Below are 12,336 nucleotides of genomic sequence, written 5' to 3'. Positions count from 1 at the left end.
CGCGGAGGGAGCAGCGTGCCCGCTACTCCGGCGCCGGGCCGGCCAGGTCGTAAAAAACCAAGCCGACCGGGATCTTGGGGTAGAAGTAGGTGGACTTGGGCGGCATCACCTCGCCGGCTCGCGCTACCGCCAGCACGTCCCGGAGCGGTGTCGGTCGTAGGAAGAACGCGGAGCGCGCCTTGAAACGGCTCACCAGCCGGACAGCCTCGCCGACGTCGGGGGTGAACTCGACCGCCGCCTCGCGCAGCGCGCCATCGAGCCCCAGCAGGTGCTGGAGCACGACCGACTCGAACACCGTCGCGTCCAGCCGCCGGTAGGTCTCCGACCGCTGCCGGGGCAGCAGGCCGTCTGCGGCAGACCAGTCGGGCAGGCGCAGCCGGAGCAGTTCCTGCCCTCCCGGCGCCAGCGCCAGGAAGACCGGCATGCCCCGCTCGTCGGCCAGCGCGCGCACTGCCATTTCTACGGCTGCAGCGTCGCCTGGGGCAGGGAGCGCGATCGACTCGACGGCGAAGTGGCGTTGCAGGTGCGTGAGGAACTCGGGCCAGCTCACCTCGCCGAAGGCGCGCACCACCCGGTGGATCGGCCGCACCAGGATGCCCGGGTCGTCGGCATCGACGACGTGTGCCAAGGCGAAGTCGGCGGGCCCAGGCTCGCGGCCGCCCTGCCGCAGCTCCTGGCGGTAACGCCGGGCGGCGGCATAGCGGTGGTGCCCATCGGCGATCACGACGGGGAAACCGGCAAGCGCCTGCCGCACCGCGTCGATGGCCGGCGGCTCCGCCAGTACCCAGAGCCGGTGAGTTCCCGACTCCGTGCTGGCCGTCACCGCTGCCAGCTCGGTTGCGGCGATCTCTCGGAGCAGCGCCGCGAGTCGCCCGCTCGCTGGTGCCAGCGCGTAGACGGCGCTCAGGTTGGCGCGCGCGGTGCGGAGCAGGGAGAGCCGCTGTGCCAGCACCGCTGGCGTGATGCTCTCGTGGGGCAGGACGCTCCGCCGGCCCGGCTCGTCCAGGCGCAGCGCCACGAACACCCCTAGCCGCCGATAGTGTTCGCCGTTGAAGCGATAGCTGTGCTCGTAGAGATAGAACGCTGGAGCTGGGTCGAAGCGGAGGATCCCCTCGGCCTGCCAGCGGCGAAGGCGCGAGGCAGCCTCGGTGAAGTGGGCACCGTCGGGGTCGGGCACTTCCAGATAGAGGCTGTGCCGCGGATGAGCGGCTGCCAGCGCGAGCGCCGCTGGCCGGGAAAGCACGTCGTCCGGCGGGCCGAGCACCGCACCCAGGTCGCCGATCTGGGGCAGGTGATAGCGCAGTCCCCTGAACGGCCGGGCGTCGGCTGCGTCGAGCCGATCCGCTTCGGGATGGTTCAGGAGCCGGCAACCGGCGGTCGAGCCGGAACTCCCGCCCGGTGGAACCTCGCTCATTCGATTCACCAGCCCAGCGCGTAGGCTTCGGCCCGGGCGTCCGCGCCCGCGGTCAGGGTCTCCCGTGCCTGGTCGACCAGGATCACGCAGACGTTGCCGGCCACGCGCGTCCACTCGGGCCAGGGTTCGATCTGGTGACCACGCCGGCGCAGTTCCTCGATCGTGCTCTCGGGCACGCGGCTCTCGATCTGGCGCAGGCCGGGACGGTAGGTGTGTGGCCAGAACGACTCCGGGTAGTTGTAGGTGGCGAAGCGCGGGGCTTCGATGGCCTGCTGTGGATCCATCCCGAACTCGACGATGTTGAGGAAGACCTCGATCATCGACTGCGGTTGCACGTCGGCTCCGGGCGTGCCGAAGACCATGAAGAGCTGGCCGTCCTTGAACGCCATCGCCGGGTTGGGTGTCAGCCGTGGCCGCTTGCGCGGCTGGAGCGAGGACGGGTGATCGGGGTCGAGCCAGCTCTGCGAGCCACGACCCGAGCAGATCAGGCCGAGGCCAGGCACCACCGGCGTGCTGCCGATCCCATCGCTCGGCGTGGCCGAGAAGGCGTTCCCCTCGGCGTCGACGACGCACACGTAGCTGGTGTCTGGTTGGGGCGGGGTGTCCGCTCCACCCGCTGCCAGCGCCTGGCGCGTTCCGGCGCCGAGACCGGGTGCTGGCATCTCTGTCCAGGTCTGATCCGAGCGGATCCGGCCACGCTGCCGGGCAGCGTACTCCTTGGAGAGGAGGGTCGCCAGCGGCACATCGACGAAGCGCGGGTCGCCGACGTACGCCTCGCGGTCGGCGAAGGCGAGGTCGAGCGCGCCGATCACCGTGTGGATGTAGTCCGGCGTGTTGTGTCCCATCGCCTTGAGGTCGAAGCCCTCCAGGATGTTGAGCGCCTCGAGCAGCACCGGCCCCTGGCACCAGGGCCCGCAGCCGTAGACCACGATGTCGCGATAGGTGACCGAGGGTGGCTCCTCGACCTCGGCGGCGAAGTCGGCGAAGTCGTCCTCGTCTAGGAAACCGCCTTCCTGCTGGACGAAGGCGACGATCTCCTTCGCGATGTCGCCCCGGTAGAAGGCGTCGAGCGCCGCCTCGATGCCGGCGACCCGCCCGCGGTGAGACGCCTGTTCCTCGGCGGCGATCAGCCGGCGGAAGGTGCGCGCTAGGTCGCGCTGGTAGAGCACGTCGCCGATCTCCGGCACGGTGCCGCCGGGCAGGAAGATGGCGGCGGTCGATGGCCAGCGCGCGATCTGCTCGGCCTCTCGCGCCAGGTTCCGGCGAAGCGAGGGGTAGACCGGGAACCCCTGCTCGCACAGCTCCAGCGCCGGAGCCACGACCTCGGCGAACGACCTGGTGCCGTAGCGGGCCAGCGCCGTCAACCAGGCTGCTGGCGCCCCCGGCACGATCGAGCGACGGACGCCGAGCGGGATCTGCCCGCCTTCCTCTCGAAGGAAGGTGTCGATGGAGGCACGCTTCCCCCACCAGCCCAGCCCGCTGATGCTGCGCAGTTCTCCGCTCGCCCGGTGATAGACGATGATCGGCGCCACACCGCCGAAGCTGGTCAGGTCGGGCAGGAGGACGTTCAGGCAGATGCCAGCGGCGACGCCAGCATCGATGGCGTTGCCGCCCTGGGCGAGGATGCGAAAGGCTGCCGCGGTGGCCAGGTAGTGGCCGCTGGCGACGGCGAAGTGACGAGCCTGGATCGCTGGGCGGTAGGAGGTGAGAGACGACGGGCGAGGCGACATCGCGTCAACCGGCATGGTCAACCGATCCTTCCTGCTCGACGAGGAGCTCCGAAGTCAGGCTGAAATCGGCCATCGAGACGTGTCGCGCCGGTCGCGGACGCCGGTAGCTGTACCGGCTACCGGCGCGCCTGCAGGCCGGTCAACTGCTCGAGTACCGGGGCATCGTCCTCTTCAGCCCCGATCAGGACGAGGACAACGGCTTCCGGCGCTGGCTCCGCCTCCCGGATCGCCTCTTCGGGCGAAGGGATATACCGGTCGTCGCCCCACCGATCCGGCCGGTCGGGGAAATACGTCTCGCAGAGCCATGTCCGGCTGATGATCGCGTTGCTGCCGAGCTTGCGCCGGGCACGCTCCTGATAGCGATCGATTCGCCCGTCCGGATGGAGCACGAAGACCTCGACGACGCGCCGGCCCTCGTGCCGGCCGCGGTCGAGGATGGCGGCGCCGGTGGCCTCGTCGAGCTCGGTCGCCGGCTGGCCACGCTGTGTCTTCAGGAAGTACCGCACACTATCCCTCCATCGCCGCCTGTACAGTGACGCGAGCGCAGGCCGTTTATGGCGCTCATCCTAGTGTACTACGCCGCGCCGGACGGCACGCCGGCCTGTCGCGCAGCACGGAGGCGTTCCCACATTCGATGTCCCACTTCCAGTCCCTCCGGCGTTCATATGAGTGGCGAACGGGAGCCGGCATGGCCAGGGAGAGGATCGAGGCGTGGAGACGTTCCGCCTGACCGATCTCGCTCTGAGTGGCGAGGAGAATCCGAGCGATGCTGCGCGCCTCGACCCCCAGGCGTTCGGTGCCCTCTACCAGCTCTACTGGCCACGAGTCTACCGCTACGTTCGCGGCTGGGTCGGCGATGCTGACGAGGCGGACGACCTGGCGCAGGATGTCTTCCTCCGAGCGATGGTCGCGCTGCCGGGGTACCGGCCGAATGGTGCGCCCTTCCTCGCCTGGCTCATGCGCATCGCCCGTAACCGGGCGCTCGACCGGCTGCGGGCAGCGCGGCGGCGCCCGCTCCTCTCGCTGGACGCCCAGGCTGCGTCCGGCCTGGTGGACGCCCTGGACCCAGCCGCGACCTGTCCAGGCAGCCAGCCTGCCGAGCATCTGGCCCGCGTCGAGCTCCGGCAGCGACTGCTGGCTGCGCTGGAGCAGTTGCCGGAAGATCAGCGGGTGGCAGTTGTCCTGGTGGATATCGAGGGGTTGACGTACGACGAGGCGGCAGCCATGACGGCGGTTCCCGCCGGGACGTTGAAGTCCCGGCTCTCCCGCGGCAGAGCGCGACTGCGTGCCCTGCTGCTGGCCGACGAGGGGGCACGGGAGCTGATCGAGATGGCCGGCGTTCGAGGGGGACAGCAGAGTGAAGCATCCCCAGCCTCCAGTTGACCTGTCCGAAGGCGACGACGAGGCGCTGGTCGAGGCGGCACGGAGAGATCCGGAGGCGTTCGGCGTGCTCTATCAGCGCTACCTCCCGCAGATCTATCGGTATCTCCGGGCCCGCACCGGGAACGCCGACGACGCGGCCGATCTCACCCAGCAGGTGTTCCTGAAAGCCCTCGCTGCCTTGCCCAGCTACCGGCCCTGCGGGAGGCCGTTCATCACCTGGCTACTCCGCATCGCCCGCAACACAGTCGCCGACTTCTACCGGCGCCGGCGGCCCACTGTCGCCTTCGACCTGGTGCCGGAGGTGACCTGGGGCGCGGGTGAGGAGTCACCGGAGAGCGTCGTCCTGAGGTGCGAGGAGCTGGCGCTGCTCCAGGCGCTCTACCAGAGGCTCGATCCAGGCAAGCAGGAGTTGCTGGCGCTCCGCTTCGCCGCCGGGCTGACCGTACCCGAGATCGCTGCCGTCGTCGGCAAGCGCGAGGCGGCCGTGCGCAAGCAGCTCCAGCGCGTGGTCCACCAGTTGAAGGAGCAGTTCCGTGGCACGTAGGCGACGCATCACCGAGCACTACCCCGATCTCCTCGATGGGCACGACGCCGAGCTGGCACGCCTGGTCGCCGGGCTCGACGCGCTGCTGGCGTCGTCCGAGCCACCGGCCGAGCTACGCACTGCCATCTCCGGTCTGGCCCGAACGCAGGCACGGCGTTCCAGCATCGCTGTGGCGCCAGCAGAGCCGGTCTGGGAGCCACAGGCCGGAGAGCCCGAAGCGCCGAGGCCGACGAACGTCATCGCCTGGCCGGGCGAGCGCCGGAGGGGCCGGCGACCGCGCACCTGGCTCCGGTCGACCTCCGAGCTGCTGGCTGCCGGAATGGTGCTGGTGCTCTTCACCTGGCTGCTCGTCACCGTGCTGGGCAGCCGGATCGACGAGCGTACCGGCCCGCTGGCCCAGCCGGACCCCACGACGGCACTTACGCCGGCGCCCACGCCGCCCGGCACGCCGTCCACTGGCCCGATGAGCATCGTCACCCCGCCGCCGGGCATCGACACCTCGGCCTGGCAGACCTACCGCGACGAGCGAGCCGGCTTCGAGCTCAAGTACCCGCCCGATGCCAAGCTCACGGCACAGGACGGATCAACCCGTATCGACCTGCCCTTCGCGCCTGGCACCAACCTGGTGGAGAAATATGTCACTGTCACCGCCGAGCCGCCGCCGGCCGGCGGCTGCACGAGCCCGCAGCTCGCGGGGTACCAACCGGGGACGATTCCGACCGAGCGCGTGCTCGTCGACGGCGTGGAGTTCACCAGGGCCATCATCGACGGCGCCGCAGCCGGCAATCGCTACGAGGCGACGAGCTACTGGACTGACGCGACAGGAACGTGCGTCGTCCTCGACTTCGTGCTGCACTCGGCCGTGCCGCAGAACTACACGACTCCGCCGCCAGAATTCGACGCCGCCAGGGAGTCCGAGGTCTTCACCGCGATCGTCTCGACCTTCCGCCGGCTCGAGCCCCAGAGCAACACGCCCGACCAGGACATGCCCCAGCTCGTGACTCCGACCCCCACGGAGATACCGACTCCGGGGACGGCCAGCCCCTCCGCCAGGCAAGGGAAGCCGTTTCCGGGCATGGGCAAAATGGCCGTGGTGACCGCGGAAGGCCTCGACCTGATCGACTTCGAGTCCGGGCGCGCGGTGACCGTACCGTCCGAGAGCGCCGTCGCCTTCCCTGCCTGGTCCCCGGATGGCCAGTGGCTCGCCTATCTCGACCTCGGCTCGCGCTCGATCGGGCTGGTCGGCAGCGACGGCACTCCGGTACCGATGCCGGAGGTGCCCAACGGGCCGTTCACGGAGAACTTCGCCTGGTCACCGGCTGAGGACATTCTGGCCATCGCGCCATCGAACGGCGGACTCTACCTCGTCACCCCGAGTGGTGACGTGCGTCTCCTGGCCGATGGCCTGGTCACCCAGTTTGCCTGGTCGCCTGATGGCCAGACGCTGGCCTACGCAACGACCCTGCCCTCAGGGAGCACGGAGAGCGCCAGCGCCGCGATCTTTACCGTCCCGGTCTCCGGCGGCGAGCCACAGCAGCGCTATCTCGCCGAGGGGGTCGAGATCGTGCTCGCCGGCTGGTGGCCGGACGGCCAGGGAATTCTCTTCTGGCTCGGCGTCCGCTCGGCCTCGATCGCGATGGATGGGATGACCTTGTTCAGCCTGCCGCTAGATGCCGGTGACCCCGTCAAGCTCGGCGTCATGCTGCCGGAGCGCGCCTTCCTCGACTGGTCGACTGACGGACGGCTGGTCATGGTCGAGGGCGAGGGGCGGGAGCTCTGGAGCGGCGACAAGGCCATCGCCATCTGCGATGCCCGGACCGGCACGTGCCAGCGGCTGCCGAAGCCAGATGGTACGGTCTCGCTCTACCCGGCCTGGTCGCCGGACGGCCGCCTGGCCTTCATCAGGGCCGAGGCGCCGGGCCAGTATCCGAACGACGGCGAAGCGCTCCGGGCCTGGCTGAGTACCTGGACGCTCGTGATCGCCAACCCTGATAGCCTCAGTGAGCAGGTGCTGGACGCGGCTCAGACAGGTGGGGCAGGCGTGCAGGCGCCGGCGTGGTCGCGCGATGGCAACCGCCTCGTCTTCCTGCGAGATCACGCAGTCTGGGCGATCGATGTGCGGAACCCGCAGCCCGTCATGCTCGTCGAGCTCGCCGGCGATACCGCGCTCGACGGCCACGGCCGGCCGATGGTCGACCCACGGCAGGTGCTTTCGTGGCATCGTTAAGGCAGGACGTCGGGGTCAGGGGGCGAGGGATGGGTTCCGATCGAATCCGATTTCTGCTCGGTGCACTGCTGGTACTGGCCGTGTCGATCCTTACCCTGGCCGGTCGGGCCGACGAGCGGCTGAGCTTCCACCGTGAGCTCGCAAATTCGGCCACTCCGCTTCCCAGCCCAACGCCCAGCAGCGGACGTGCGATGGCGACACCGATACCGGTCACGCCTACGCCGGCTCCCCTCGACGAGCGGTGCGCGCGGGGCGCGGACGGCGTGCAGTCACCGCTGGCCGGCCACACCGTCATCCTCGACCCCGGCCACGGCGGTGACGACCTGGGAACGGTCAACCTGGAGTTCGGCCTCTTCGAGTCGGAGATCACGCTCTCGATCGCCGAGCGCCTGCGTGACCGCCTCGTCGCCTCCGGCGCGACGGTCTGCCTGACGCGCCTCGTGGACGTGAACGTCCCGCTCGAGGAGCGTGCCAGATTTGCGAACCAGCAGGACGGCGACGTCTTCGTCTCGATCCACCTCAACCGGTACGAGGATCCGCGAGTGGATCACACGATGACGATGTGGGGCGAAGAGGAGAAAGACCTTAGGCTCGCCGAGGTCTTGCTCGAAACGCTCGCCGCTGAGCTCTCGACGCCAGAGAGCTATGCCGGCGCCCCGAACCCGATCAGCCAGGAGACTGCGCGCCACGAGCGGCTCGATTCGATCCTGCTTCGCTTGCCCGAGATGCCGGCTGTCCTGGTCGAGGCTGTCTTCCTCTCCCACCCGTGGGAGGCGAGGGCGTTCGCCGATGGTCAGGAGGACAGCACGCGGTGGCGGGAGGAGCAGATCGCCCGGGCGATCGAGGCCGGGCTGAGGCAGTACTTCGCTGAGAGCGTCGCCGGCGACGAAGACCGCGAGGGGTGACGGCAACGAGCGGCTCACACGCGCGCTCGTCTCCCCAGGATCGCCTCGTAGAGCTCGATGTGGCGGCGAGCGATCTCGTCCCAGCCGAAAGCGCCACTGGCCAGCCGGGCCGCTCGACGCAGGCGCTCGCGCGCCGCGCGGTCGGCAAGCAGCGTGGCGATGGCCGACCTCAGCGCTTCGGGATCGCCTGGCGGAACCAACCAGAGGTGCTCGCGGTCGCGTAGCGGGTGGAGCCACTCCAGCCGCGCCGGCTTGGTGGTGACGACGGCTGCCCCGCAGGCCAGGGCCGCGATCAACGTGCCGTGGCGCAGGCTCGCCCCAGCGCGGAAGGGCAGGACGACCAGGTCGAGCGCGCACAGCAGGTCTGCCGCGTCCTGAGGCGGCAGGTAGCCGATGCGGATCACCGGGACGGCTGCCTCGACCAAGCGGCTGTCGAGCCAGGAGAGATAGCCGGCGTTGGCCTGGTCGGTGTCGGCCAGCCCGCCGCCGGCCAGCACTAGGGCTGGTCGCGGCTCCGGCATCGCTTCGAGCGCGACCAGCAGCAGGTCGATCCCCTTGTCCCGGGTCAAGAAGCCGAAGAACCCGACCGCGGCCCGGTCGACCGGCACGCCCAGCCGGCGGCGGGTCTCAGCAGGGTCGGCGCCCGACGGCTCCGGGAGGTTGCTGCCGATCGGGATGAGGTGCAGCCGGCCCCGCAGCCGGGGATCGCGCTCGAGCGCGGCGTAGTCCTCCGGGTTGGTGGCGATCACGGCGGCGCTGCCGCGGGCCAGCAACTGGTTGAGCGCCGGCCGGAGTGGGCCGGCCTTGGGGAAGAGATACGGCGCGCGCAGGTCGTGGAAAGTGGTGAGCAGCGGCCGCTCGCGCACCCGGTAGGGGAGCACGTTGACCGCCGGGTGGAGCGCGAAGGCGCCGGTCTGGTACTGGAGGTGGAGCAACAGCGCGCCCGTGTCCCGCGCGGCCTGGCGTACCCGGCTGGCAAGATCCCAGCCCCAACGCTCGACCGTGGCAGCGACGTAGCGTGACCCGGCCGCACGCTGGCTGGTCAGGACGGCGGGCTCCCAGCTCTGCCTTGCCAGCGCCTCGGCCAGGCGTGCCGTGTAGTCGCCCACCCCGCCGTGCATCGGCGGGTATTCCCCGGTGATGAAGAGCACGCAGCGCTCGCTCATGGCCGCGAGGGCCGCAGGCCCGAGCCGAAGGCCCGCCAGTAACGCGCGATCCTTTCCCGCCGGAGCGCCCGCTTGTGCCCGAGCAGCCACTTGGAACCCTCGATGGCGATCCGGGCCAGGTAATTCACGAGCAGGAAGGCGCGCAGGATCTCGGCGGCCGGCCGTCCGTGGAGTCGCCGGTAGAGCTGCACTTTCGCAGTGTCGAAAGCGATCTGGCGCGCAGCCGGCTCCTGGCCGGCGCTGGCGCTCTCGTGGTGGTAGACCGTGGCCTCGGGCAGGTACACCACGCGCCAGCCGGCCCGGCGGATCCGCCAGCACCACTCGACCTCCTCGGAGTAGAGAAAGAAGCGCTCGTCGAGCAGCCCGGCCGTCTCGATCGCCTCGCGCCGCACCGCCAGGCACGCGCCCACTAGCCAGTCCACCTCCTGTGTCTCGGCGTCCGAGCGGTCAGCCACGTAGTAGCGGCGGAGCACGCGGTTGTCGCGCCAGTAGTCCTGCACGACGGTGCTCTCGAGGAAGCCGGTGAGCAGCGTCGGGAACCGGCGGCGCGAGGGCTGCGTCCTCCCATCTGGGTACACCAACCTCGGGCCGACGACGCCGACGGCCGGATTCTCATCGAGGTAGTGGACGAGTCGCCCGAGCGCGTCGCCCGCGACCCGGGTATCGGGGTTGAGCAGGACGACGACGCGGCCGCGCGCCCGACGGATCCCCTGATTGTTGGCCGCCGCGAAGCCACGGTTCTCCCGGTTCGCGATTACCTCCACGCCGGGGAAGGCGGCCCGCACCGCCTCGACCGTGCCGTCGCTCGATGCGTTGTCTACCACGATGACCTGGCCGCGCAGTCCGCTGCCCCTCAGGCTGGCATAGACCGTTTCCAGGCAACCCAGCACGTGCTCGCGCACGTTGTAGCTGACGATGACCACCGAGAGGTCGAGCGAGGCGTCCGGAAGTTCTACCCCGGCAGGCGCGTCTGGCTTGCCAGGGTTCTGCTGGCTGGCGGCTTTCCAGAGCCGGCGGACGAGGAGCCAAGTGTGCAACTCGTGCCAGGCCATGGCGAGGGCGAGGAAGAGACCGGTGGGGCCGTCGCGATAGCCGCGCAGCGTCACGAAGCGTCGCCAGAGCTCGCGCGCGGGCTGGCCGAGGTAGGTACGGCGCCGCGGTCGTCGCCCCTGACGCGCCAGCATCTCGGCGCGGATGCGGGCGTAGCGGGCCTGCTTGGCCAGGAATTCCAGGTACGACTCGTAGTTGATGTGCACGAGCGGGTAGGCCAGCCGGCCGGCCTCTCCTGACAGCTCGACGACCTCGTGTACCTCCACGTCCGGCCGGTAGCGCGCCCGGCCGGCCCGCAGGAGGCGCAGGTGCTCGTCCGGCCACCAGCCGCCGCCGCGGATCCAGCGACCGAACATCCAGTTCTGGGTCGGGATCCAGAAGCCGGCGGTCGCGTCCGTCGCCCCATCGATGGCCTGGCGGATCTCGGCGGCCAGCTCCGGCGTGACGCGCTCGTCGGCGTCGAGGAAGAGCACCCAGGGCTGTCGTGCCAGCTCGAGGGCAGCGTTGCGCTGGCTAGCGAAGCCGGTGAAGGGGCGGTGGACGACCTCGGCTCCGGCGGCCCGAGCCAGCTCGACCGTGCGGTCGTGGCTCCCCGAGTCCACGACCAGGATCTGGCGGGCGAGCCCGGCAACGCTCGCCAGGCAGCCAGGCAGGTGGCGCTCCTCGTTCAGGGTCAGGACGATGACGGAGAGCGGCAGCGGTTCACTCATACAGGCACGGCGCCTCCCGGTAGAGCTGGGCCACCCGCCGCATCCGCGCTCGCCGCTCGCGGCGCTCGGCGCTCGCCGGAGCCAGCAGGGCCCGCAGGCTCGCCCAGCCGGCGGCGGCCCACGCCATCAGGGCCAGCACCCGGACGAAGCGGGGCGAGTGCCAGCGACAGAAGTACCGGACGCGGCTGCGATGGAGCTGGAGCAGGCTCGCCTCCGAGATCTGGCCGGTGCTCTGCCCAGCGTAGTGAATCACCTGCGCGGCCGGCGCCGTCAGCACCGTCCAGCCGGCCGCCTTGATCCGGCGAGCCCAGTCGATCTCCTCGCTGTAGTAGAAGTAGCCCTCGTCGAGCCCGCCCACCTCGTCGATCACTTCCCGGCGCACCAGCATGCAGGCCCCTAGCGGGTGATCGATCGCGAACGGGCTCAGACCGTCGCCAGGGCCGAAGCGGCCGTTGATCCGGGATCCGATGATCCGCGGGTGCACCGGAAAGAAGTCGAAGAAGCTCTGCACAAGGCCAGGGAAGCGGTAGCCGGCCGATTGCAAGCTCCCATCGCCGTTCAGCAGCCGGGCACCGACCATGCCCACGTGCGGGGCGGCGTGAAGCGCCCGCCAGAGCGCCGCCAGCGCTCCCGGTAGGACGACCGTATCGGGGTTGAGCAGCAGGAGTGCTCGGCCCTGGCTCTCGGCGATGCCCCGATTGTTCGCCCGCGAGAACCCGGCGTTTTCACCCAGCGGGATTAGCCTGGCCCAGGGGAACCGTTCGCGCACCAGCTCGACCGAGCCGTCGGTCGAGCCGTTGTCCAAGACGATTACCTCGGTCTCGATCCCGGAGCGATGGATCTCCTCGGCCAGCGAGGCGAGGCAACCCTCGAGCAGATCCCGGATGTTCCAGGACACGACAATGACCGAGAGATCCACGCGCTCCCCGCTCATGCCCACCTCGCTCCCAGCGAGCCATCGCACACGATTCTGCGCCAGGCGCAGGCCGCCTTGTCAAGGAGGCGCGGCCCTGAGGGTTGAACAGTTTCCCCCACACGTCGGGCCAGCGCTGGTGGCGCCCGATGCGCACGCGCCGAATCCGATGTAGGGGCGACCGGCCGGTCGCCCCTACCTCATCCCCCGACCAGCCGGCGTCGAGCCGGCGTTGGCAGGCGCGCGGGGCAGCAGTCCCACGCCCGGCGATGCTGGGAGGTCGAGACGAACACG

At 70.2% G+C, this 12,336-nt stretch carries 10 protein-coding genes; 4 read left to right on the top strand and 6 right to left on the bottom strand.

What is annotated here, in order from left to right; translation table 11 throughout:
- Positions 1-22: 22 nt before the first annotated feature.
- The 3 genes from NET02_RS09845 to NET02_RS09835 form a co-directional block, all read right to left on the bottom strand.
- A complete protein-coding gene (locus NET02_RS09845; RefSeq protein WP_284057236.1) occupies positions 23-1,414 on the bottom strand; it encodes a DUF1015 family protein in 1,392 nt (463 codons plus the stop codon).
- A 5-nt stretch (positions 1,415-1,419) separates the two neighbouring features.
- Complete coding sequence (locus tag NET02_RS09840; protein ID WP_284057235.1) at positions 1,420-3,159, bottom strand: gamma-glutamyltransferase family protein; 1,740 nt, start codon at positions 3,157-3,159, stop codon at positions 1,420-1,422.
- Positions 3,160-3,260: 101 nt separating this feature from the next.
- Positions 3,261-3,650, bottom strand: coding sequence for a hypothetical protein (locus NET02_RS09835; protein ID WP_284057234.1), 390 nt, complete (start codon positions 3,648-3,650; stop codon positions 3,261-3,263).
- Positions 3,651-3,855: 205 nt separating this feature from the next.
- Between NET02_RS09835 and NET02_RS09830 the strand changes: the two genes are divergently transcribed.
- The 4 genes from NET02_RS09830 to NET02_RS09815 are packed head-to-tail and all read left to right on the top strand — an operon-like array spanning position 3,856 to position 8,203.
- Positions 3,856-4,527, top strand: coding sequence for an RNA polymerase sigma factor (locus tag NET02_RS09830; protein WP_284057233.1), 672 nt, complete (start codon positions 3,856-3,858; stop codon positions 4,525-4,527).
- Positions 4,502-5,071, top strand: coding sequence for an RNA polymerase sigma factor (locus NET02_RS09825; RefSeq protein ID WP_284057232.1), 570 nt, complete (start codon positions 4,502-4,504; stop codon positions 5,069-5,071). The genes NET02_RS09830 and NET02_RS09825 overlap by 26 nt, the downstream gene beginning before the upstream one ends.
- Positions 5,061-7,298 (top strand): hypothetical protein, encoded by a 2,238-nt coding sequence (locus NET02_RS09820; protein ID WP_284057231.1) that lies wholly within the window; start codon positions 5,061-5,063, stop codon positions 7,296-7,298. The genes NET02_RS09825 and NET02_RS09820 overlap by 11 nt, the downstream gene beginning before the upstream one ends.
- Before the next feature lie 29 nt (positions 7,299-7,327).
- Positions 7,328-8,203, top strand: a complete 876-nt coding sequence (locus NET02_RS09815) for an N-acetylmuramoyl-L-alanine amidase family protein (RefSeq protein ID WP_284057230.1) — start codon at positions 7,328-7,330, stop codon at positions 8,201-8,203.
- Positions 8,204-8,217: 14 nt separating this feature from the next.
- Here the strand turns inward: NET02_RS09815 and NET02_RS09810 are convergent, their stop codons facing one another.
- From NET02_RS09810 to NET02_RS09800, 3 genes are read right to left on the bottom strand one after another with little or no spacing between them, the layout of a single operon-like run.
- Positions 8,218-9,369, bottom strand: a complete 1,152-nt coding sequence (locus tag NET02_RS09810) for a glycosyltransferase (protein WP_284057229.1) — start codon at positions 9,367-9,369, stop codon at positions 8,218-8,220.
- A complete protein-coding gene (locus NET02_RS09805) occupies positions 9,366-11,129 on the bottom strand; it encodes a glycosyltransferase (RefSeq protein ID WP_284057228.1) in 1,764 nt (587 codons plus the stop codon). The genes NET02_RS09810 and NET02_RS09805 overlap by 4 nt, the downstream gene beginning before the upstream one ends.
- Complete coding sequence (locus NET02_RS09800; protein WP_284057227.1) at positions 11,122-12,063, bottom strand: glycosyltransferase family 2 protein; 942 nt, start codon at positions 12,061-12,063, stop codon at positions 11,122-11,124. Before NET02_RS09800 ends, NET02_RS09805 begins: the two co-directional genes overlap by 8 nt.
- Positions 12,064-12,336 lie beyond the last annotated feature (273 nt).

Origin of the sequence: Thermalbibacter longus (genome assembly GCF_023806485.1) — a bacterium.
Classification (GTDB): Bacteria; Chloroflexota; Chloroflexia; order Thermomicrobiales; family Thermomicrobiaceae; genus Thermalbibacter; species Thermalbibacter longus.
This window is presented reverse-complemented; position numbering and strand designations above follow the sequence as displayed.

What these genes read in the sequence shown, in the direction of transcription:
- NET02_RS09845 (WP_284057236.1), bottom strand. Translation starts at nt 1,414, where the DNA reads ATGAGCGAGGTTCCACCGGGCGGGAGTTCCGGCTCGACCGCCGGTTGC.
- NET02_RS09840 (WP_284057235.1), bottom strand. Translation starts at nt 3,159, where the DNA reads ATGCCGGTTGACGCGATGTCGCCTCGCCCGTCGTCTCTCACCTCCTAC.
- NET02_RS09815 (WP_284057230.1), top strand. Translation starts at nt 7,328, where the DNA reads ATGGGTTCCGATCGAATCCGATTTCTGCTCGGTGCACTGCTGGTACTG.
- NET02_RS09810 (WP_284057229.1), bottom strand. Translation starts at nt 9,369, where the DNA reads ATGAGCGAGCGCTGCGTGCTCTTCATCACCGGGGAATACCCGCCGATG.
- NET02_RS09805 (WP_284057228.1), bottom strand. Translation starts at nt 11,129, where the DNA reads ATGAGTGAACCGCTGCCGCTCTCCGTCATCGTCCTGACCCTGAACGAG.
- NET02_RS09800 (WP_284057227.1), bottom strand. Translation starts at nt 12,063, where the DNA reads ATGAGCGGGGAGCGCGTGGATCTCTCGGTCATTGTCGTGTCCTGGAAC.